Annotated in this window: 13 protein-coding genes; 4 read left to right on the forward strand and 9 right to left on the reverse strand. The window is 71.9% G+C overall.

Annotation, left to right across the window (positions count from 1 at the left end):
* Positions 1–460 precede the first annotated feature (460 nt).
* The 7 genes from IE247_RS16205 to IE247_RS16235 form a co-directional block, all read right to left on the reverse strand.
* Complete coding sequence (locus IE247_RS16205) at positions 461–1,990, reverse strand: alpha/beta fold hydrolase (protein ID WP_190123838.1); 1,530 nt, start codon at positions 1,988–1,990, stop codon at positions 461–463.
* Positions 1,991–2,192: 202 nt separating this feature from the next.
* Positions 2,193–3,314, reverse strand: coding sequence for a cytochrome P450 family protein (locus tag IE247_RS16210; RefSeq protein WP_190123839.1), 1,122 nt, complete (start codon positions 3,312–3,314; stop codon positions 2,193–2,195).
* Positions 3,311–4,288 carry a methyltransferase gene (locus IE247_RS16215; RefSeq protein WP_229869151.1) on the reverse strand — a complete coding sequence of 326 codons (978 nt, stop codon included), beginning with the start codon at positions 4,286–4,288 and terminating at the stop codon, positions 3,311–3,313. The genes IE247_RS16210 and IE247_RS16215 overlap by 4 nt, the downstream gene beginning before the upstream one ends.
* A gap of 2 nt (positions 4,289–4,290) precedes the next feature.
* Entirely contained in the window at positions 4,291–11,673 is a 7,383-nt protein-coding gene (locus IE247_RS16220) for a non-ribosomal peptide synthetase (protein ID WP_190123841.1), read from the reverse strand.
* A complete protein-coding gene (locus tag IE247_RS16225) occupies positions 11,670–12,242 on the reverse strand; it encodes a DUF6875 domain-containing protein (protein ID WP_190123842.1) in 573 nt (190 codons plus the stop codon). The genes IE247_RS16220 and IE247_RS16225 overlap by 4 nt, the downstream gene beginning before the upstream one ends.
* Positions 12,236–13,522: an FAD-dependent oxidoreductase gene (locus IE247_RS16230; protein ID WP_190123843.1), complete on the reverse strand. Its 1,287-nt coding sequence runs from the start codon at positions 13,520–13,522 to the stop codon at positions 12,236–12,238. Before IE247_RS16230 ends, IE247_RS16225 begins: the two co-directional genes overlap by 7 nt.
* Positions 13,519–15,231: a non-ribosomal peptide synthetase gene (locus tag IE247_RS16235; RefSeq protein WP_190124008.1), complete on the reverse strand. Its 1,713-nt coding sequence runs from the start codon at positions 15,229–15,231 to the stop codon at positions 13,519–13,521. Before IE247_RS16235 ends, IE247_RS16230 begins: the two co-directional genes overlap by 4 nt.
* 350 nt (positions 15,232–15,581) lie before the next feature.
* On the opposite strand from IE247_RS16235, the gene IE247_RS16240 reads away from it, so the two are divergent.
* Complete coding sequence (locus IE247_RS16240; RefSeq protein ID WP_190123844.1) at positions 15,582–16,589, forward strand: ParB/RepB/Spo0J family partition protein; 1,008 nt, start codon at positions 15,582–15,584, stop codon at positions 16,587–16,589.
* Here IE247_RS16240 and IE247_RS16245 read toward each other — a convergent pair.
* The gene (locus IE247_RS16245) at positions 16,485–17,852 is read right to left on the reverse strand and encodes an MFS transporter (protein WP_190123845.1); all 1,368 of its coding nucleotides are present in this window, start codon (positions 17,850–17,852) and stop codon (positions 16,485–16,487) included. The genes IE247_RS16240 and IE247_RS16245 overlap by 105 nt on opposite strands.
* Positions 17,849–19,003 (reverse strand): sulfatase, encoded by a 1,155-nt coding sequence (locus IE247_RS16250; protein ID WP_190123846.1) that lies wholly within the window; start codon positions 19,001–19,003, stop codon positions 17,849–17,851. Before IE247_RS16250 ends, IE247_RS16245 begins: the two co-directional genes overlap by 4 nt.
* 174 nt (positions 19,004–19,177) lie before the next feature.
* Here IE247_RS16250 and IE247_RS16255 point away from each other — a divergent pair, with 174 nt between their 5' ends.
* Genes IE247_RS16255 through IE247_RS16265 form a run of 3 tightly spaced genes read left to right on the forward strand, consistent with a single transcriptional unit; the run spans position 19,178 to position 22,605 of the window.
* Positions 19,178–20,842, forward strand: a complete 1,665-nt coding sequence (locus tag IE247_RS16255) for a B12-binding domain-containing radical SAM protein (RefSeq protein WP_190123847.1) — start codon at positions 19,178–19,180, stop codon at positions 20,840–20,842.
* Positions 20,843–20,845: 3 nt separating this feature from the next.
* Positions 20,846–21,865 (forward strand): sulfotransferase family protein, encoded by a 1,020-nt coding sequence (locus IE247_RS16260; protein WP_190123848.1) that lies wholly within the window; start codon positions 20,846–20,848, stop codon positions 21,863–21,865.
* Positions 21,862–22,605, forward strand: a complete 744-nt coding sequence (locus IE247_RS16265; RefSeq protein WP_190123849.1) for a class I SAM-dependent methyltransferase — start codon at positions 21,862–21,864, stop codon at positions 22,603–22,605. Before IE247_RS16260 ends, IE247_RS16265 begins: the two co-directional genes overlap by 4 nt.
* Position 22,606: the final 1 nt, after the last annotated feature.

Here is a 22,606-nt window from a genome sequence, read left to right on the forward strand (position 1 = left end):
ACTGGGCGTCAGTCAACGACACACCTGAACCAACGACCAGAAGATCCCTAAGAAACGCCCTAGTCCTGCCCTGTTGAACCAGAGCGTCTGTCAAGGCATTTGCAGCGCCTGGTGGAGAACATCGGTGTGGTGCCAGCAGGACGGAGCGGTGGACCGCTTCGCGCTCTACGGCGACGCCTGCGGAACCCTCCTGGTCGAAACCATCACCCGGCTCACGCTCTGGGAGGGCCACGAAGCCGAACAGCTCTGCCGGTTGCGGGGCAACGCCAGCCCTCTGGACGGCGCGCAGCGTACTTGGCCACATCCAAGCGCGCCTCACTCCCGGTCAGAGTGAGGCGCGGAGGGCAGAGTAAGGGCCAAATCGATCAACAGTGTCCGGTGCGGGGCAGCCTCGCGTGCGAGTCGACACCGTCGGCACGCGGCCCCGCTCCCAGGCTCTGTGGCGCGACCGGTCGCCCTGTCAGGGCTGTTGGCCGCCGCCACAGGTGCCCTCGGCCTTCCGCCCGGTGCGGAAGAAGGTGACCGCCTTCTCGGCGCAGGGTGATGAGGGCAGGGAGGCGTGCCCGTCGTCAAGAACAGTGAGCAGGGCGCCTCCGGTGGCGTCCCTGGCCTGTTCGGCCCATGCGTAGGGAGTGACGATCTCGTAGCGGTGGCCGGACAGCTGGAGGGCGCTGTCGCCGTGCGCGGGCTTGGCTGCCTGGGCGTTCAGCGGCCACTTCGCGCACCAGGGGCTGAACTCCGTCCCTCCCGCCAGGGGATCGGCCTTGCGGCGGGCCTCGCGGGCCGCCCACAAGTCCCCGAACCCGCGGCTCGCGGGGGCGGTGTTGCAGAACATCGCGTTGTACTGGAGCACGTTGAAGCGGCTGCGCGGTTCGCCCAGTCCAAGAGGACGTACCGTTGCCGATGCGGCCGTGCCCGCGGCTGCCCGGGGCGTCGGGGGCGTACCGCCGTCGCGCACCGCGACCAGGTTCTTCGCCGCGGCGTCCCATTCCTCCCGGGGGCGGTTGAACTGCTCGACCGCCCAGTACCCGTCCAGGCGTACCCCGCCGCCGGTGCGCGGCTCCCTCTCCAGCTCATCGCGCAGATCTCCCAGCCGCCCGCGGACGGTGGACTCGTCGGCGCCCAGGTGGTATTCGGCGTCGCGCTGGGCCAGCCAGGTGACGAACGGCGCGGTGCTCCCCCGGCCGACCGCCTCTGTTTCGGCGTCCATCGTGGGCCAGTGGCGCGTCGGAGGCATCACGGAGTCCAGCCACATGCGTTCCGTGCGACGGTCGAACAGCGAGTGGTAGGCCATTCCGACGGCGGTGCCGAAGGAGGCCCCGTAGAAGCTGATCCTCTCCACGCCGAGCGCGGCACGCAGGCGGTCGATGTCGCGGGCCGCGTTCTCCGGGGTGATCTGTCGTACGAACTTCGGGTCGACGGCGGCACAGCGGTTGTTGAACTCGGCCTGCTGATCGAAGACAGCCTTCTTGACCCTCTTCTCCGGTGCCGTCGGCGCCGGTTCGGTCATCGGCTTCTCCTCGCAGGCGACATGGTCGCTGTATCCGGATCCCCGAAGGTCCAGCCCGATGAAATCGTGGTCGGTGTTGAGCGTGGCGAGTCCGCGTTGTGTCATCGACGCCGAGTCGCTGATGTTGGAGAATCCCGGCCCGCCCAGAACAGACACGATGGGCGCCTTGTGCGCCGTCCGATGTGTGGCCCTGACACGGCTCACCGCGATCTTGATTTTCCGGCCCTCGGGCTTCTGGTAGTCCATCGGTACGGTCAGCTCGGCGCACTCGGTGCGGGTGTCGTTCTTTATCGGCCACTCCACCGCCGCGGTCGAGCAGAGCTGCCACTGAAGTCCCGTCCTGGCGGGATGCCCGGCGTCCCGCGCGGCGGCGAGGCCCGTGCTCGCCTGCAACCCGGCGAGCACCACCGCGGAGACGGCCAGGGCGCGACGGCGCACGACCCCGGTCGGGCCGGGCCGCCCACTGCGGTGATCAGTCATCGATGACACGAGAAGAAGCCTCCGTGCGAGGGGAAGATGGGGAAGGCCCGCGGCACAGCGTCCGCGGACTTCCCCACCATGGACCGCACACGCATCCACCACGCACGGATACGGCGGCGGCCGCCCATCCGTTCTGTATCACCGAGGCAACCGCGGCAGGCGCTGTTGACCGTCCGTCAGTCACGCAGACGAGGTCATCGGCTCATCGGGGGGTGAAGGTGACCGGGAGGGCCAGGGGGCCGCGGAACGTCGGGGCGTAGCCCCAGTCGATCTCGCCGCTCGGGATGTCCAGGGTCAGATCCGGCAGACGGCCGAACAGTGTGGTGATCGCGATCTCCGTCTGGAGCTTCACCAGATGGCTGCCCAGGCAGGTGTGCGCGCCGTGGCCGAACGCCAGGTGCGGGCGGGCGTCGCGGGTGAGGTCCAGGGCGTCGGGGTCGGGGAACCGGTTCGGGTCGTGGTTGGCCGCCGCCAGTGACAGCAGCACCACGTCGCCCTCTCTCACGCGGGCGTCCGCGATCGTCATGTCCTCGCCCGCGTACCGGTACTCGGCCACGTGATCCGGCGAGTCCATGCGGAGCAGCTCGTTGATCGCCCGGGACCAGTCGATGTCGCCGCCGAGCAGGGCGGCTCGCTGGCGGGGGTGGCCGAGGAGGCGCAGGACGGTGGTGCCGAGGAACTGGATCGTGGTGATGTGACCGGCGCCGATCAGCGTCATGACCATCACCTCCAGTTCGTCCCCGGTCAGCGCGTCCGACTCGATCAACCGCGTCGGCAGGTCGTCCCCCGGGTGCGATCGTTTGTAGGCCACCAGCTTCCGGACGTAACCCAGCATCTCGGCGAGCTTCGCCTCGTCACGCGGCTGCCGGAACTTCGCGCGGTACCACATGTCCAGCACATCGGCGGCGGGCGGGCGCTCGGCTTCCGGGATGCCGAGCAGGTCGTGCACGACCGCGACCGGGATCTCCCGGGTGTACTCGGCGACGAGGTCCGCTCGCCCCCGCCCGGCAAACGAATCGACGGCGTGCGCGCAGGTGCGGGCGGTGCGATCGCGCAGGCGGGACACGGCGGCGGGGGTGAACGCCGCGGCGACGAGCCGGCGCAGCCTGGCGTGTCCGGGATCGTCCAGATTGGACAGGCCGGGCGAGTGCGGGTCGGGGTTGACCGGGGCGCCGCTGCCCAGGCGGCGGTCGGCCAGACAGGCGCGGACGTCGTCGTACCGGGTCACCAGCCACATTCGGCCCGGGAGGTGCGGGTCGTCGACGGGGCAGACCGGGTCGTGCTCGCGCAGCCAGGCGTAGCCCGGGTACGGATCGGCGGTCACGACGGCCGGCCGGCGATCAGCAGTTTCTCCAGCGGGGACGCGGCGAGCGGCACGGTCCGTGTCTCGGTGAGTCCGGCCTCGCCCAGCCAGGTCGCGAGGTCGGTGTAGCGGTGTACGCCGCCGCCGTGGCCCTGCCACAGGGTGAGGTCGAACATGCTGAGGTACCCGCCCGCGGCGGGGCCCAGCCCGGCCGGTGGCTCCCGGTCGTGGTCGAGGATGGCGATGCTTCCCGTGGGGGACAGTGATTTCGCCGCGCGCTGGAACAGTTCGCGGCATTCCTCGGGGCGGTGGCCGTGCAGGACGTTGAAGAGCAGCACCAGGTCGTGCCCGGAACCCAGGTCGTCGGTGAGGTAGTCGCCCGCCCGCGCCGTCACCCGGTCCGGCGGGGCGTCCTCGCGGAGGGCCGTGATCGTCTCGGGCAGGTCGAAGACGGTGACCCGTATGTCCGGGCGGCGGCGGCACAGTTCGACGGCGTGGTCGCCGTGGCCGCCCCCGATGTCCAGGACGGTGGCCGCGGGAGGCAGTGCGGCGGCGATGTCGTCGGCCAGGTCGACGGCGGCCCCGGCGAGCATCCGGCGCAGCCGGGCCCCGCTGGCGGGGCGCTCGCTCAGCCAGGTGTAGAAGCCGCGGCGGGGCGTGCCGGTACGGATGGTGTCCTCGATGTCGGCCCAGTGCTCGAACAGGACCTCGTGCCAGAACAGTTCGGCGTCCACCGGGCCGGGCGTCGCGACGGTGGCGACCCCGTCCTCGTCGTGCCGCAGATGGCCGAAGGTGACGAGGATGTTCACCAGGCTGCGGACCCCGTCCGGGTCACCGCCGATCGTGGTGGCCAGCTCCTCGACGGGCAGCGGGCCGGATTCCAGCGCGGTGAACACTCCGAGCCGGAGACCGGCGATCATGGCCCGGTACCCGGCCGCGCCGAGCCGGTCCAGTACCGGAGCCGGGACACCGGAGGATTCTTCGGGCAATGGCATGGTCATCCATTTCCGGAAAGCGCGCCGGCACCGGTGAGAAAGTCCAGGTGCCTGCGCAGCATTCGCTCGTTGGCCGGGGGGAACTCCACCCCCGCCCCGGCCGCGGCGGCCCAGGTGCGGGAGCAGTCGAACCGCGGGTGCGGGCGGGGGCGTTCGGGCAGGGAGAAGGCGAGCGGGGCGAAAGGCCCGGCCGGGTCGGCGAGCATCCGCTCCCGCCATCGGTCGTACGGCACCACCTCGGTCGGGTGACCGGCCGAGGTGAGAGCGGCGGCGAGGGCGGCGCGGGTGAGGCCGCCGTCGCCGTGGTAGTGGTGGTCCCGGCCGAGGTGGTCCGGGGTCTGTGAGAGCGCGACGATCGCCGCGGCCACCGTGTCCACGGGCACCATGTCCAGCACCTCGGCGGTGTCCGGGACGGCGCCCGCGGCGACGCAGCCGGTGAGCCAGCGGCTGAACGCGGAGCGCGGGTCGGCGGCGCCGGTGGCGGTGTCGCCGACGATGGCCGCGATGCGGTGGATGGAGACGGGCAGACCGTGGCCGCGGGCGGCGGCGGCCATGGCGTCGGCCACCCATTTGCTGAGGTCGTAGCCGCTGGTGAGGCCGCTCGGGTCGGTGGGGGCGTCGGCTTCGGTGACGACGCGGCCGTCGTAGGCGTCACCGAGGAAAACGCCGAGGGTCGAGATCAGGTGCAGCGGGGCGCCGCTGTCGGCGGCCAGGCGCAGGATCGCGGCGGTGGCGTCGACGTGGGCGGTTTTGAGGGTGCTGTAGGGCGCGGCGAAGTGCGGCACGGCGGCGTTGTGGTAGATCGCGTCCACGGCTCTGAGGGTGTCGTGATCCTCTGTGGAGAGGCCGAGGCCGGGTGCGGACAGGTCGCCGGGGACCGGGATCACGCGGTCGGTGACCGGCAGCCGGTCGATCGAGCCCTGGCGGACGAGGCAGTGGATCCGGGCGTCGGTCCGGGCCAGGAGCTGGTCGAGGAGGTGACGGCCGAGGAAGCCCGTGGCGCCGGTGAGCAGGATCCGGCGCGGCGGGCCGGCCGGGGGGACGCCGGGTGGGTGGACGGCGCGGAGACGGATTTCGGGTGGGGGGACGGCGTCGGCGCGCAAGCGGTCGGCCGTGGGCAGGTCCGCCGGGGCGCCGTCGTCGACGGCCGCCGCGAACGCCGCCACGGTGGGGGCGGTGAACAGTGTGCGCATCGGCACCGTGACGCCGAGGCGGTCGCGGACGGCGGCGAGGACATGGGCGGCGATGAGCGAGTGCCCGCCGATGGCGAAGAAGTCCGCGGCGCGGTCCACGTCGGACCGGTCGAGAACGGTGGCCCAGATGGCGGCGACGGCTCGCTCAGTGGCGGTCCGAGGCGGATCCGCGGGAGCGGAGGGGGTGGTGGGGGGTTCGGGGAGGGCGGTGGTGTCGACCTTGCCGGTGCTTGTGGTGGGAAGGGCGTCGAGGACGACCACGGTGTCCGGCACGAGATGCGCGGGCAGTCGGTCGGCGCAGAAGGCGCGCAGGCCGGGAACGTCCGGGACGGCGACCCGCGCGTCGGGTGTGTTCCGGGTGGGTGCGGTCGGGGCCGGGACGCCGACGTAGCCGATGAGACGGTCGCCCCTGGCCACCACCGCGGCCTCCACGACGGCCGGGTGCGCGGCGAGCACGGCCGCCACCTCCCCCGGTTCCACCCGGTTGCCGCGGATCTTGACCTGGTCGTCGGCCCGGCCGACGAACTCGATCGTGCCGTGCGGGTTCAGCCTGGCGAGGTCGCCGGTCCGGTACATGCGGGCGCCGGGGTGGTCTCCGTACGGGTCGGCGAAGAACGCCGCGGCGGTCGCGGCCGGGTTTCCCCGGTACCCCCGGGCGGGCGCCGTCCCTCCGATGTAGATCTCGCCGACCACGCCGACGGGCACTCGGCGCAGAGCGCGGTCGAGGAGGTGGACGCGGACGTGTCGCAGCGGGCGGCCGATCGGCAGCCGGGTGGGGTGCTCGTGGCCGTCGACGGTGCGATGGCTGGTCGCGCAGACGGTGGCTTCCGTCGGGCCGTAGTGGTTGTGGAGGGGGATGCCGTGCTTCGCCCACGCGCGGACGGTCGCCGCCGGGACGATGTCGCCGCCGACCATCATGATCTCCAGCGGGAGGCGTTCCCCGGCGAGATCGGCCACCCAGCGCTGCCAGAGGGGAGCCGCCGTGTCCACCGCGGACAGCCGGTGCTCGACGCAGAGCCTCAGGAGGTCCCCTCCGGTGAGGCCGCCCGGGTCGGGGTGGATGACCAGGGTGGCCCCGGCCGCGAGGACCGGGAAGATGTCGCCGAACGCGGCGTCGAAGTGCGGGGGCGGGACCATGAGGAGGCGGTGCGCGGCGGTGAGGCCGTGTTCGGCGATGAACGCGGTGGTGAGGTTGAGGAGAGTGTCGTGCTGTACTTCGACGCCCTTGGGTTCGCCGGTGGAGCCGGAGGTGTGGACGACGTAGGCGAGCTGGGACGGGTGGATGGGCGTGGGTTCGTGGTGGCCGATGGCGGGAAGGCCGATGGCGGGAAGGCCGGTGGCGGGGAGGCCGGTGGCGGGGAGGGTCTCGCGGGTCAGAACGATCCTCGCACCGCTGGCGGCGATCAGGGCATGTCGGCGGGAGGGCGGCTGGGCGGGGTCGACGGGGACGAAGCAGCCGCCCGCCTTGAGCACGCCGAGGATCGCGACGATCGCGTCGGCGCCGGACGGGATGGTGATCGCGACCGGGTCCTCGCGCCGGATGCCGGCCTCGTGCAGTTGACTGGCGACGGCTGAGGATCTGCGGTCCAGGTCGCGGTAGGTGAGGGGAGCGGCGGCGAGGTCGAGGACGGCGGTGGCGTCGGGGGTCCGGGCGGTCTGGGCCGCGATCAGGCCCACCACGGTCGTGGCGGCCGGCCGGGTGTGGACGGCCGGGCCGGTGGACGGCGTGTCCTGTCCACCGGGGGAGGCCGGCTCGGACCGGGTGCGGGTGCGGGTGCGGAGGGCGGTGTGGACGGCGTTGTCGGCCGGGGACAACAGGTCCAGGTGGGACAGCGGAAGACCGGGGTGGCGGGTCACGGTCTCCATGACCGCCAGCACCTGGTCGGCGATTCTGGCGATCGTGTCCGCCTCGTACCGGTCGGTGCGGTAGTCGATGAGGGCGGGCCAGTCGCCCTCGCGTTCCCTGATGTGGAGGGTGAGGTCGAAACGGCTGGTGGCGCGGTCGATCGGCAGCGGGGTGGCAGTCAGGCCGGTGAAGGTGACGGGGGCCGTCTCGCGGTTGAGGACCAGCATCGTCCGGAACAGGGGGTGGTCCTCCCGTGGGACGGGGACCGTGGCGGGGACCGCAGTGGGAACCGTGGTGAGGATGTCGGCCAGGGAGACGTCGGCGTGGTCCATCGCGTCGGCCACCACACCGGTGGCGTCGGCGAGCAGGTCGCGGGGGGTGGCTCGACGGTTCGTCCGGAGCCGGAGCGGGAGGGTCGTGACGAACATGCCGATCACGTCGTCCCACCCGGCCGGGCGGGTGCTGACCGGGGTGCCGACGACAAGGTCGTCCCCACCGTCCCGGGTGGAGGAGACGATGGCGAAGACGGTGAGGAGACCGGCGAAGGTCGTGGCCCGCTCGCCCCGGCACCAGGTGGCGAAGCGGCGGGCGAGTCCGGCCGGGACGGTGAACCGGTGGGTGGCACCGGGGGCGGCGTCCGCGCGGCGGGGGCGGGCCGGGCCCGGGCCGGATTCAGAGTGCGGGCCGGATTCCGAGTGCGGCGATCCGCCTGGCGTGGGGCCGTACGGGTGGTCCGGCGCGGGTCCGGAGGCGGGCGGGGCGTCGCGGAGTGTTTCGGCCCAGAATTCGATGGTTCGTCGCCGTGGGCCCACGGCCGCCGACGCGGGGACCGGCAGCCCCGGTGCGCCGGTCCCCGTACCGAGCGCGGCCCTCGGCCCCTGGATGTCCGTGGCACCGGACAGGGCCGTCAGCAGGACCGATATCGATGTGTCGTCGCAGATGACGTGATGAGCGGTGATCGTCAGAAGATGGGTCGTGGGGGCGGTTCTGATCAGATGCGCCCGCACCAACGGACGCCGGGTCAGGTCGAAGGGGCGGTCGGCGTCCCGGGCGGCCAGGCGTTCGGCCTCCGGCCACGGGTCGGCGTGAGCGCTCAGGTCGGTGGTGCGCCAGGCCCTCGCCGACAACTCGTCCGTATAAGGCGCCGCGCTCAGCCGCGGGGTGTCGTCATGGACGGCGATCGCCGATCGCAGGGCGGGATGGGCGGCCAGGGTGTGGGCGAACCTGGCGCGCAGGTCCGCCTCGTCGAGCGCGCCCTCCAGCCGGAACGCGGCGTGCACGACGTAGGCGCCGTTGTCCCGGCCCGCCTGGTGGATGATCCACAGTCCGTGCTGCGGGCCGGAGAGCCGTCCTGGTGGAGCGGGCACCACCTTAGGGACCTCAGAGACCTCAGGGATATCGGGATCGCCCTGTCCCGCGTCGATCGCGGCGGCCAGGGCTGCGACGGTGGGGTTGGCGAACAGGGTCCTGATCGTCACCTCCGCGCCGACCGACGCCCCGATCCTGGCGACGGCCTTCACCGCCGCCAGGGAATGGCCGCCGGACAGGAAGAAATCGTCGTCGCGGTCGACCGGGCGAGCCAGCAGACGCGCGAAGATCTCCGCGATCGTGGTCTCCAGACCCGGGTGGGGATCAGCGGCGGCGACCTCCTCCGCCGGTGGGGGCAGAGCGCGTACGTTCAGCTTCCCGGAGCTGGTCAACGGAAACGCGTCCACGGACACCAGCGCCGACGGCACCAGGTAGGCGGGAAGGACACGGCTCAGCCGCTCCCGCACCCCCGGCCAGTGGGGCCGCCCGGCGGCCGGGATCACATAGGCCACCAGACGGTCCCCGTCACCGGCCACGCGGGCGTCGGCGACCTCCGGGTCCGCCCGCAGCGCCGCCTCCACCTCCGCCGGTTCCACCCGGTGACCACGCACCTTGAGCTGCGCGTCCACCCGCCCGACGAACTCCATGACACCGCCCGGCCGGCGCCGCGCCAGATCGCCCGTCGCGTACATGCGCGCGCCGGGGACCGGTGAGAACGGGTCGGCGACGAAGCTCGTCGCCGTCCGGCCGGGCGCGCCGAGATAGCCGCGCGCCAGCGGGAAACCGCCCAGGTACACCTCGCCGACCACATCGTCGTCAACCGGTCGCAGGCCCGCGTTCAGCAGATGCAGGGCCACACCGTCGAGCGGGTCGCCGATGCCGAACCGGCCGCCTCGGCGCACCCGCTCGGCGGTCGACCAGATCGTCGTCTCGGTCGGGCCGTACGTGTTCCACAGCTCGGCCCCGCCCAGCGCCCCGGCCAGCTCCGGCGTCAGCACCTCCCCGATCGACACCCGGACCCGCACGCACTCCGGCACGCCCCCGGCCGCCACCAGCACCGCCCACACCGACGGGGTGACCTGGACGACCGTGACCGCCTCGGCCGTCAGACGCCGCGCCAGCGCGGGACCGTCCACAACGATCTCCGGCGGTATCGGCGCCACCCGGGCGCCCACCGTCAGCGGGCCCACCAGTTCCCACACCGAGATGTCGAACGCCGGGGAGATCATGGCCGCCACCACGTCCCCGGCGCCCAGCCCCACCAGCGCCGCCGACCGGGCCAGCATCCCGGCCACCGCGCGGTGCGGCACGCCCACCGCCTTCGGGCGGCCGGTCGACCCGGAGGTGTGGAGCACATACGCCAGTGACTCGGGCGCGATTCCGGGATCGACGCGCTCGAACTCCTCGGGCAGGTCCGGGATCTCGGTCAGTACAACGCGGGCGGCCTCGGTGACGGCCCGGCGTCTCGGCTCGGGCCACAGCGGTTCCACCGGCACGTACACCGCGCCCGCCCGCCAGATCCCGAGGACGGCCACCACCAGGTCCGGGCCGCGCGGCAGGTCCACCGCGACCCACGCCTCCGGCCCGGCGCCCTTCGCCCGCAGCACCGAGGCCAGCGCCGCCGAACGGCGCTCCAGCTCGGCGTAGGACAACTCCCCCACCGCGAGGCCGTCCGCGCCGAACCGGATCATCTCCAGCACGGTCGACGGCACCGGAGCACCGGCCGGGCCGGCCGGGCCGGCCGCGGGGGCGGCCGTCACCGAAGAGCCCGCCGTCAGCGCCGACAACCGGCGATCGGGGTCGGCGCACGCACGGTCCAGCAGGGCCAGCAGCCGCCGGGCGACACCGTCGACCGTCGCACCGTCGAACAGGTCCGTGTCGTGCTCGGTGACCACCGCCATCTCCGCGCCGCCGGACTCCACCATCAAGCTGAGGTCGACGTCGGCCGTGCCCGTGTCCGGCGGCATCCGGTCGGCCCGTACGCCGGGGAACGCCACCTCGGGCGGGTCCTGCATCACAAGGTGCGCCTGGCACAGCGGCGCGTGGCTCGGGTCGCGGGAGGCGCCGACCGCCTCGACGATCCGGTCGAACGGGACCGCCGCGCCGCCCAGTCCCGCCGCGACCGCGCGGCGGGCCCTGGCCACCAGCTCGCGGAAGGTCGGATCGCCGCCGATCCCCACCCGCAAGGGCACCGGGTTCACGAACATTCCGACGACCCCGGCGAACTCCGGCCCCGGCCGCCCGGACCACAGGGTGGCGACCACCACGTCGTCCTGACCCGCCGTCGTGCCCAAGGTGGCGGCGTACGCGGCCTGGAGCACCACGAACCGGGTGGCGCGCGTGGCGCGGGCGAGCGCGTCGACCCGCGCGGTGAGCCCCTCGGGGACGGCGTGGCGGCGCAGCTCCCCCCGGAAGGCGCGCATCCTCGGGCGGGGTCGGTCGGTGGGCAGGGTGAGCAGGTCCGGCGCACCGTCCAGGTCGGACACCCGGCGGGACGGGTCGTGGTCGACGGTGTCCGGCGGCGCTCCGGGGTCCGGCAGCGGCCGGGCCGGGTCGGTGTACAGGGCGCTGATCTCCTGGCACAGCACCGACAGTGACGTACCGTCGACGACCGCGTGATGCGTGTTGATCACCAGTACGTGGTCGGTCGGCGTGATCCGGCCCAGCCGGATCCGGAACAGCGGCCCGGTGCGCAGGTCGAACGGCTCCCGTGCGGCCTGCGCCGCGAACGCCTCCGCCTCCGTGTCCACGTCCGTGCCCGTGCCCGTGCCTACGTCCGCGTATGGCACCGTCCGCACCACGACATCCGCGGCGACCACCGGACCCACCCGTCCGACCGGCTCGCCGTCGACCTCGTCGAAGGTGGTTCGCAGCATCGGGTGCCGGGCCACCAGCAGATCCGCCGCGCGCCGGAGCGCGTCCGCCGACACGGGGCCGGCCAGCCGGAACACCGCCGGGTTGTTGTGCAGGGGTGCGCCGTCGGCGAACGCCTCAAGGAACCACAGTCGCCGGGCGCCGGGCGGGAGCGGGACCGTCATCGGTGCGCTCCCCGATCCCCGAACCGGCTTCGGTACGCCGCCAGATGCTCCGGGTCCGCCCGCAGGAACGGCGCGTCGGCGGCCACCATGTGCCGCACCGCCAGCAGCGGCAGCGGACTGCGCATCGGCCGGAAGTCCGCGTTCCACAGACCGGGCGCGGACGGCGGCCCCGGGTGGAACTCACCGATCATCAGGCCTCGTTCCACGAACCCGGGCTTCAGCTCCCGCTGTGTGCGGTCGATCTCCCCGGGCGTGACGTCCGGCAGCACCACCAGGACCGTCCGATATCTGGCCTGCGGCCCCTCACGCGGCGGCAGGTCGGGGAACCAGTCACGGTAAGCGGTCATCACCGCCTCCAGGTCCGGCCGTCCGGGGTGTACGGCGAGGAAGAACCCGCCCCGTTCCAGCGAGAGCGCCGTGTACGGGCAGACGTCGCCGCCCCGCCCCAGATCGGGGTGCGGTCGGCACAGATAGGACCGCGCCCACGCGAGCACCACCTCGGCGGCGGCGGGCAGGTCCGGGTGACCCGGTTCAAACAGCGTGACGTCACCCGTCGGGTGGCTCAACATCTCCCGCTCCGCTTCCACCGCGCCGCAGTGAGCAACGTGACTCCGCCGAACCCGACGAGCCCCACGAGTCCGCCGAGCCCGGCGAGGAGGCGGTCCTGATGGCGGGCCCGGGCGAGCGCGTCGCCGTACGGGAGGCTGCTGTGGCTGATCATCGCGTACAGCGTCCGCCACCCCGGCAACAGGCGGCCGAGCGCGAAGTCGATCCGCTTACGGGCCAGGAACACCGGTGACCGCACCCGGTCGCGCAGCTCCACGAAGTTGCGCGCGGACAACTCGGCGAGCACATCGGTGTGCGGGCGGCGGCGGGCCTCGAACGCGGCGAGCGCGTCGCCCGGGGAGTGCTCGGCGAGACACGCGTCGAGCACCGCGCAGTCCTCGAACGCGGCGTTCATCCCCTGGCCGTAGAACGGGAACACGGCGTGCGCGGCGTCGCCGACGAGGACGACACGGTCGTGCTGCCACGGCGCGGTGCGCACCGACACCAGGCTGCCCGGCTCGTGCGCGAGGAACTGGGTGACCAGGTCCGGCACCAGTTCGGTCAGGTCGCCGAACTCCTCGGCCAGGAACGCCCCGGCCCGCGCCGGGTCGCGCAGCCCCGAGAACCCGGTGTCGCCGTCGAACGGCAGGAACACGGTGCCGGTCAGCGATCCGTCCGGGTTGGGGTGTGCCACCACCAGTCCCCGGCTGCTCGGCCACACGTGCAACGCCTCCGGCCGGTCGACGGCCGGGATGGTGAACTCCCGGTAGCCCCAGTCCAGATGCGTCTGGTGGAACTCGGCGCGCACCCGGCGGTGCAGGTGCGCGCGCACGGTCGAGTACGCGCCGTCCGCGCCCACGACGAGATCCGCCGGGAACGTCCGGTCCGGGGTGCGCACCTCGGTATCGGCCAGGCCGGTGACGCGGTGCCCGAACCACAGCCGCAGCCGGGGAACCGATTCGGCGGCGTCGAGCAGGGCGATGTTGAGGTCGTGGCGGCGGACCGAGTGCAGCACCTCGGTGTCGTCCGCGCCGTAGGGCTGGTAGGTGACCCGGCCGCTGTGGTGGACGATCCGCCCGCGCATGGGAACCGCTCTGGCCAGGGCCTCCTCAAGGAGGCCGATGTCGCGCAACGCCGCCCGTCCGCGTTCCGACAGCCCGACGCTGATCGACGCGGCGTCCGGGCCGTTCGTGCCGCGCGGGTCGCCGCGCCGCTCCACCACGTCCACCCGGTGGCCGCGGCGGGCCAGCCGGATCGCCAGCATGGTTCCGGCCATGCCCGCCCCGACGATGACGATGTTCATGTCCGGCCCCCGGCCGAGTCCGCCGGAGCCATCGGGTCCACCGAGGCCATCGGGGCCTTCGGGTCCGTTGAGTCCATCGCGGACAGGGCTTCAGCGAGATCGGCGGGTGTGGAGACGTCGAACACGGTGGCCACGGACGCGTCCACGGCCAGTTCGACCCGGATCCGGCTGACCAGCGCGGTGGCCATGAGCGAGGTGCCGCCGAGGGCGAAGAAGTCGTCGTCCGGCGCGACCGAGTCCACCGACAGCACCTCGGCGAACAACCGGGCGAGGTCGTCGGCGAGCGCGCCCGACGCCCGCGGCGCGGGCTCGGCGAACGCGGCCCGGTCCAGTTTCCCGTTGGGGGTCAAGGGGAAGTTCCCGACCACCTCGATCATGTCCGGGACGAGGTGGGCCGGCAGCCGCCCGGCGAGGTGCGCGCGCAGGTCCGGCACGCTCGCCCCGTGACGCGGCACCACATAGCCCACCAGGTAGGCGCCGAGCGGTCCGGAGTGGGCGACGACCGCCGCCCGCGCCACCGCCGGGTGAGCCCCGAGCGCGGCCTCCACCTCGGCCGGTTCGACCCGGTGGCCGCGGATCTTCACCTGATCGTCGGCCCGGCCGAGGAACAGCAGGTCACCGCCTGGCAGCACCCGGACCAGGTCGCCGGTGCGGAACATGCGCGAGCCGGGCGGACCCCACGGGTCGGCGACGAACCGCTGCGCGGTCGGCCCGGGGCGGCCCAGATAGCCGCGCGCGACCCCGGCGCCGCCGATGTACAGTTCGCCCTCGGCGGCCGGGGCGCACTTCTCGTCCAGCACCCGTAGTTCGGTGCCGGGGATCGCCGCCCCGATCGGCACCACCGGGCCGCCGGTGAGCGGCGCGCTCATGGTGGCGCACGCGGTCGTCTCGGTCGGACCGTAGGCATTGATCATCCGGCGGCCGGCGGACCATCGGGCGACGAGGTCCGGGCCCACCGCCTCCCCCGCGACGATCAGGCAGGCGACCGAAGGCAGCGCCATGTCCGGCTGGGTGGCGAGCGCGCTCGGCGGCATGCACACGTGGGTGACGCCGTGCTCGGCGACGAACCGGGCGAACGGTTCGCCGGGCGGAAGGCCCTCGGGCGGCGCGAGAACGAGCGTGGCCCCGGTGAGCAGCGCCATGCACAGATCGGCGACGGCGACGTCGAAGCCGACCGACGCGTACTGCAACACCCGGGCGCCCGGCCCGGCGCCGAAGCGTTCCCGTTGCGCCGCGACGAGATGGGCGATCCCCGCGTGGGGAACGACCACGCCCTTGGGCTTTCCGGTCGAGCCGGAGGTGTAGATGACATAGGCGGCGCACGCCGGATCGGGATCCGCCGGCGGGGCGGCGGACACCACGGCGGACACCGCCGCGGCCTCCAGCGCCCGCAGCTCCCCCGGCGTCAGCACCAGGGCGGGACGGGCGTCGGCGAGCACGGCGGCCACCCGGTCCGGCGGTTGGGCGGAGTCGACCGGCAGGTACGCGGCTCCCGCGGCGAGCACGGCGACGACCGCGACCACCATGTCCGCGCCGCGCGGGATCGCGACGGCGACGATGTCGTCCGGCCCGACCCCGCGGTCTCGCAGCCCGCCCGCCACCGCGGAGGCCCGGGCGTCCAGTTCGCCGTAGGAGAGCGTGCCGTCAGCGGCGACGACCGCGATCGACTCCGGGGCCCGGGCGGCCTGGCGCCGGAACATCCCCGCCATCGTCTCGGCCGCCAATGAATTCACCGTATCTAATCGCGCGTCCACTGCGTTTCACACTCCGTGACCCACGGAAATCTATTAGGGGAACGAGGGGAACTCTGTCCCATGACTCGGATCGGTGTCAACGAGGTCGACAAGGTCGAGGAGGTGCATACCTAGGCGCTCACCCGATGCGCCAACCGCAATGGCAATTATGAGAACTTGCTCATGGAAATTTCGTTCCGTCGGCCTGTTCGACACCATAACCTGGCCGGTATCTTTCAGCCGCTTCCTGAGACTTGATCAATTACGCGCTGCCGAGCGCGCCCGAGTCGTGCTCGGAAATGGGTTGGCCATCTGGAGGAGTTCGGATGAGCGAGACATCGCCGTGTACGAAGCGATCAATGGACGCGCCGCCTGCGTCCGTGCCGGTCGACCAGGTGACCGAGACGAGTCTCCTGAGGGTCGCCGGCTCCAGTCCCGACCACGTCAGCGCGCTCGCGCAGTGCTCGGACGACCTCCCGCCGATCCTGGTGCACCGGCCGACCATGCGGGTGATCGACGGCGTGCACCGGCTGCGCGCGGCCAAGCTGCGCGGGGACGCCACCATCGGCGTACGGTTCGTCGACGGCACCGAGGAGGACGCGTTCGTGCTGGCCGTGAGCGTCAATGTGACCCAGGGGCTGCCGCTGACGCTGGCCGACCGCACGGCCGCCGCCGCCCGGATCCTCTCGTCGCATCCGCACTTGTCGGACCGTCTGATCGCGTCGACAGCCGGACTGTCCACCAAGACGGTGGCCGCGATTCGGAAGTGTGCAACCGGCGAAATGACTCAGTTGAACACCCGTCTCGGCCGCGACGGGAAAGTACGGCCACTCGACGCCTCCCACGGACGCATGATTGCGAGTCGGGCGATCTCGAACAACCCAGATCTTTCGTTGCGGGAGATCGCCCGAATCGCCGGAATATCGGTCGGCACCGCCCGGGATGTCCGGGAAAGAATGCGTCGCGGCGAGGATCCTATTCCGCCGAGGCATCGCCTTTCCACCGGAAACCGCGCGGAAAACAGCAACGCACCGGGCGACAACACCGGCGGTGACAACGGCGCCAACGGCACGCCTCGCGCCGAACGAAACCGGTTCCTGCTCTCGCTGCGCGCCGATCCGTCGTTGCGGTGCTCCGAGATCGGCCGCGCGCTTCTGCGGCTGCTCGACGCCAGCACCCTCGACGCCGCGCAGTGGGACCGCCTCGCCGCCGCCGTCCCCCAGCGCTGGTCACCGGTCGTCGCCGACCTCGCCATGGACTGCGCGGCCGACTGGTCGGCGCTCGCCGGCCGGGTCCGCGGCCAGGTCCACGGGCAGGTCCGTGTCAGCGCGTGAGTCCGGCGCGCACGCCACGGCGATCGCCGCCGCCAGCTGGACCACCGCGAACAGCGCGACCACCGGAAGCAGCGCCGACGAGCCGCCGGTGATCGCGACCGCGACCAGCGGCAAGAAGCTGGAGATCGTGACGCCTACCTGGTAGGTCACGGCGATCGCGGAGAACCGCACCATGGTCGGGAACAGGTCCACCAGGAACGCCGCCAGGCCACCGTAGATCGCGCCGTGCGCGATGGTCAGCGCGGGGATGAACACCAGGGCGACCAGCGTCAGATCGCCCGAGGCCAGCCAGGCGCCCGCCGGGATCATCGCCGCCACCGCGACCGCGTAGCCGAAGATCATGACCCGCCGGCGGCCGAACCGGTCGGACAGTGCGCCGAACACCGGCAGTGTCACGCACTCCCCCAGGGCCGCGATCATCAGCCCGGTCAGCACGGTCGACCGCGCCTCCGGCCCGGCCTTCGCCGCGTGCGCCACCAGGAAAACGGTGAACATCGCGATCACCGACCCGGTGCCGAGCGAAGCGAGAATGCCGATCACCACGCGGCGCGGCCACCGCCGCAGCACCATGAGCACCGGCACCCGGGCGGGGCGGCTCTCCGCACGGCCACGCACGAACTCCGGTGTCTCCTCGATCCCCAGCCGGACCCAGATGCCGATGCCGACCAGGACGCTCGACGCCAGGAACGGCAGCCGCCACCCCCAGGTGAGGAAGTCCTCCTCGGGCAGCTTGGAGATCAGCACAAAGGTCAGGTTGCTGCCGAACAGCGCCACCGCGAAGCCCATCGCGGGCCAGCTGCTGAGAAAGCCCCGGCGTCCGGGCGGGCCGTGTTCGGTGCTGAGGAGCACCGCGCTGCCCCATTCGCCGCCGATGCCGATGCCCTGCGCGACGCGCAGTGTCACCAACAGGACCGGCGCGAGGACGCCGGCCGTCTCATAGGTGGGCAGCAGGCCGATGCCGAACGTGGCGATGCCCATGATGAGCAACGTCCACACCATCATCGACTTGCGGCCCACCCGGTCGCCGAAGTGGCCGAACAGCAGGCCGCCCAGCGGGCGCGCGACGAACCCGGCCGCGTAGGTGGCGAACGAGGCGAGCACACCGCCGGCGGTCGACGATCCCGGGAAGAACAGCGGGCCGAACACCAGCGCGGACGCCGTCGCGTACAGATAGAAGTCGTACCACTCGATGGCGGTGCCGACCGTGCTCGCGATCAGCACCCGGCGGACCGAACGAGGCTTCGAGGTCACCGCTGTCGTCATGCGTCCTCATCGGAGACGAGGACCCGCCCGCCCAGCTCGTGAGGATCGTCGGCGAGGTCGTAGGCCCACACCCGCCGCCCGTCCGCCTCCCAGATCACCTTCCGTCCGTCCGCGCGCACCGCGTGCAGCGCCTTCAGGTCCGGGTAGTCGTCCGAGGCGGCGGCCCGCTCCTGCGGGAAGTAGGTCTCCGAGTACGCCTCGCGGGACGCCCCGGTGCCGTCCGCGAAGAACTCGGTCAGCGAGGCGCCGTCCGAGGACCGCGGGTCCAGCCCGAGATGGTCGAGGACCGTCGGCATGATGTCGACCAGCCGCACCTGGCTGTCCACGCTCATCCCCGCCGGCACCCCGGGGCCGCTGATGACCAGCGGCACATGCTGGGTCGCGTCGAACAGCAGACAGCCGTGGCCCTCCTCGTAAGGGTGGCCGAGGTCGCCGGCGTGGTCGTTGGGGTACCACCCGGCCAGGTCCTCGCCGTGATCGGAGAAGCACACCACCAGCATCGATTCGATGTCGTGGCCCATCTCGGCGATGCGGCGCAGCAGGAGCTGGACGTAGTGGTCGGTGTAGGCGACCTCGCCCTCGTACGGGTTCGCCACCTCGACGCCGACGTCCTCCGGCGGCTCGTACGGCCAGTGCGCGTCGAAGAAGTGCGCGAAGAGGAAGAACGGTCCGGAGCCGTCCAGTGATCCGAGCCAGTCGGTGGCGCGTTCGACCACCAGGGGCGCGCGCTTGAGCGCCAGCCCGCGCAGCTTCACGTCGCCGACCGACAGCGGGTCCCGGCCGTCCGGCAGCAGCGGGATCTCGTCGTCGTAGAAGTCGAACCCGCGGTCGATCCCGTACCACTGGTTCAGGCCGGGGCAGGACACCACCGCGCCGGTCGTGTACCCGGCCGCCGACAGGCACTCCGCCAGCGTCGGCACCCGCTTGTCCAGCGCTTCGCGGAACAGGTGCCTGACCCCGTGGCGGGGTGGCTGGAGCCCGGTGAACACCGTCGCGTGGCTGACCGGCGTCAGGGGGCACGACGAGATCGCCTGCGTGAAGCTGACCCCGCTCGCGCGCAGCCGCTCCAGGCCGGGGTACTTCCCCGAATAGGCCACGTCGGCGCGCACGGTGTCCAAGGAGATGAACAGGATGTTCGGCTGTGTGGTCACCGGGATTCCTCTGTATTCCTCTGTCGACGCCAGCGGCCCCGAAGGCTAGCAACGGGCTCTGCGCGTACGACAACGACGAAACAGCGCGTTATGAACACCAGTGCCGAACAGCACCTCCCGCCAATACAGTTACCTGGCGGAACGCCCACGACCGTGACGCGAGGGAGAATTCACATGGCGCGCAAGTTATCCCTGGCCCTGGAGCTGTACGCCGACGCGAACGGCACCGTCGACCAGCGCTACATCGAGCAAATGCGCAACCAGGACGCCGAACCGGTGCCGGTCGATCCCACACTTCCGAGGTTCACCCTCATCGTCGGGCCCTCGCCGTTCACCATGCCGCGCGGTTGGGAGTTCTTCCTCACCTCACCGTACGAGGGTGCGACATACATCTCGACCGTGCTGCACAACGCCGGCTACCCGGTGCGCATCGTCGACGTCCGTTACACCCCGAACCCGCTGCGAGCGGCGTACGAGCAGATCATCGAAGGCACCGATGTGCTCGGTATATGCACCTTCGAGGACAATTTCCCGTTCTGCCGCGCGCTGATGGCGATGGTCCGCGATTCGCACCCGGACATACCGATCATCTGCGGCGGCTCGCTGGTCACTTCCGTTCCGGCGATTTTCATGTCGGACACCGACTGTGACATCGCGGTGATCAGCGAGGGCGAGATCACCATCCTGGAGCTGATGGAGAGTTACGCCCGCGGCTCGTGGCAGCAGGATCTCCCGACCATCAAGGGCATCTGCTACCGGGACGAGAAGGGGAAAGCACGCCGCACGCCGCCGCGCGGCCAGATGATGGATCTCGACGCGCTGCCCAGAATGCGGCTCGACCTGTGGCCCCAGTCGCGGTCGCCGCTCGGCATGCAGCCCCAGGTGATCTCGTCCTACAGCCGCGGCTGCAAGATGGACTGCTCGTTCTGCTATCGCACCACCCCGCAGGTGCGGGCGAAGTCGCCGGAGAAGATGGACCGCGACCTCGACTGGCTGAAGACCCAGTACGGCGTGGATTTCTGCTTCTTCGTCGACCTCACGTTCAGCTCGCACCGCGGCCAGACCATCGAGATGTGCGATGTGATCTCCCAGCACGATCTGCGGTGGACCTGTCTGACCCGGTGCGCCGACATGGATGTACCGCGCATCAACGCGATGCGGGACGCGGGTGCGGACATCATCCTGTACGGCGTCGAGTCGCTGGGCCCCGAGGTGTTGCGCGAGGCCCGCAAGGGCAGCAGCGAGAACCTGACCGTCCGCGCGATGCGCACCACGTTCGAGGGCGGCGTGCGATTCGGCTCGCTGCTCATCGTCGGTCTGCCGAACGAGACCGAGGAGTCCCTGTCGCACATGGTGCAGTTCGCCGAGCAGTACAACCATGTGACCCGGGTGAAATATCTGTCGGCCATGCCCGGTACGACGGTGTACCAGGACGCGCGGCGGAACAAATTGATTCGCACCGAGATCGACCATCTGAATTGGCTGTCGGTCGAACAGGCGCTGCACGAGGACGAGTTCCTGAATGTGAGCGGGCTGCCCGAGCAGGTCTGCCGGGACGCCTACAAGCGGGTGTACGACGCCTATCAGCCCGGCCCGGTGATGGACTTCCGGCACTGGCCTGAGCACTTCCAGTATTTCCACCCGCAGCCGGCCGACGGCACCGAGCGGTCGACGTCGTACGCCGGGACCGGCTGGCGCACGGAGTGGAGTTCCGCCGCCGCGCCACTGGTTCCCGGTTCCGAGAAGTACACCCTGGACAAGGTGGCCGACCCGGAGGTGGCCGCAGTCGGGAGCACGCTGATGGACTGCGGCGCGAAGAAGCTCTCGGTCGGGGTCTGACCGGTGTCCGCTCAGGACGGCCCGATCCTGATCATCGGGACCGAGCGCTCCGGGTCGAACCTGCTGCGGCTGGTGCTCGACGCGCACTCGCGGATCGCGGTCCCGCATCCGCCGCACTTCATGCGGTATCTGTCCGGCATCCCGTACAACGGCGATGTCGACGCGATGGTGGGCGACGCGATGTGGTTGCTGCGCAACCACATCCACCCGTGGCCGCATGCGATCGACCGGGCCGCGGTGGCCGAGGCGGCCGGCCCGTCGCTGTTCGGGGTGGTGTCGGCGATCTACGACCAGTACCGCGTCGCGGAGGGCGCGGCCCGGTGGGGGTGCAAGAGCACCTTCATGGTCGAGCACGTCGACGAGGTGCTCGCCGAACTCCCGGACGCCCGGTTCCTGTGGCTGGTGCGCGATCCCCGCGATGTGGCCGCGTCGGCGAAGCGGGCCGTGTTCGGCCACTGCCACCCGTACCGGATGGCGCTGCGGTGGGCGGCCGAACAGGGACTCGCCCGCGCGGCCCTGGAGCGGTGGGGGCCGGAAGTGGTGCGTCTGGTGCGGTACGAGGATCTGGTGTCCGCGCCCGACCGGGAGATCCGGGCGATCTGCGACTTCATCGGTGAGGCGGTCGAGCCCGCGATGCTGGCGCACCACCTCAGCGGCAACGCCCGGGTCACCGCGTCGCTGTCGGCGTCCTGGCGCACGGCGGGCGACCCGATCACCACGGCCAGGATCGGCGCCCACCGGCGGGGGCTGTCCGACCGGGAGCGGCGGCAGGTGGAGAGCGTGGCCGCGGGGGCGATGGAGGCGCTTCGCTATCCGTTCGACAGATCCTCGCTGGACGAACCGGCTCCCGGTCCGCTCGGTGTCGTGCTGCGCGGCTTCGCGGTGCGGCTGGCGGTGGAGGCGCGATCGCTGCGCACCGACCGCAACCACTTCCGGCGCTGGCGGCGCGACGCCACCGTCCGTCGGCTGCGCCGCCGCGCGGCGCCGGGCCGCGCCCTGTTCCTGGCAGGAGAGAGCAGATGAACGAAACGGGAAGCGTCCGCACCCACTTCGCCGACCGCGCGAGCACCTACGACCGGTCCAGTTCATGGTGCACCGACGACGCGCTCGGCGAGCTGATGCTGTCCGCGGCCGAGCCCCGACCGGGCGACTCGGTCCTGGACGTGGCGTGCGGCACCGGACTGGTGTCGAGGCTGTTCGCCGGGCGGGTGCGGCGGCTGGTCGGCGTGGACATCACGCCGGAGATGGCCGAGCAGGCGCGCGGCACGCTCGACGAACTGGTGATCGCCCCGGCGGAGAAGCTGCCGTTCGGTGACGGCACGTTCGACATCGTGGTGTGCCGTCAGGGGATCCAGTTCATGACACTGCCGGACGCGGTGCGGGAGATGGTGCGGGTGACCCGGCCGGGCGGCCGGATCGTGCTGACCCATCTGTGCGCCTATGGCGACGACGACCGCGAGGAGTACTTCGAGATCCTGCGGCTGCGCAACCCGGCCCGGCGGCACTTCTTCCGGCCCGGCGATGTCGAGGCCCTGCTCGCCGGCGCGGGGTGCGACCCGGTGCGGTCCGAGCGGTATGTGTCGGTGGAGGACGTGGACGTGTGGTCGGACAACGGCGCGATCGGCGAGGACGCGCGGGAGGCCATCCGGGACCGCTACGGAAGGGCGTCACCCGCGTTCCGCGCACGGCACGCGGTGGCCGAGACGAACGGGCGGATCACCGACCACATGCTGTTCGTGGTCGCCTCGGGAACGAGGGTCTGAC

Origin of the sequence: Streptomyces inusitatus (assembly GCF_014651115.1) — a bacterium.
Classification (GTDB): Bacteria; Actinomycetota; Actinomycetes; order Streptomycetales; family Streptomycetaceae; genus Streptomyces; species Streptomyces amakusaensis.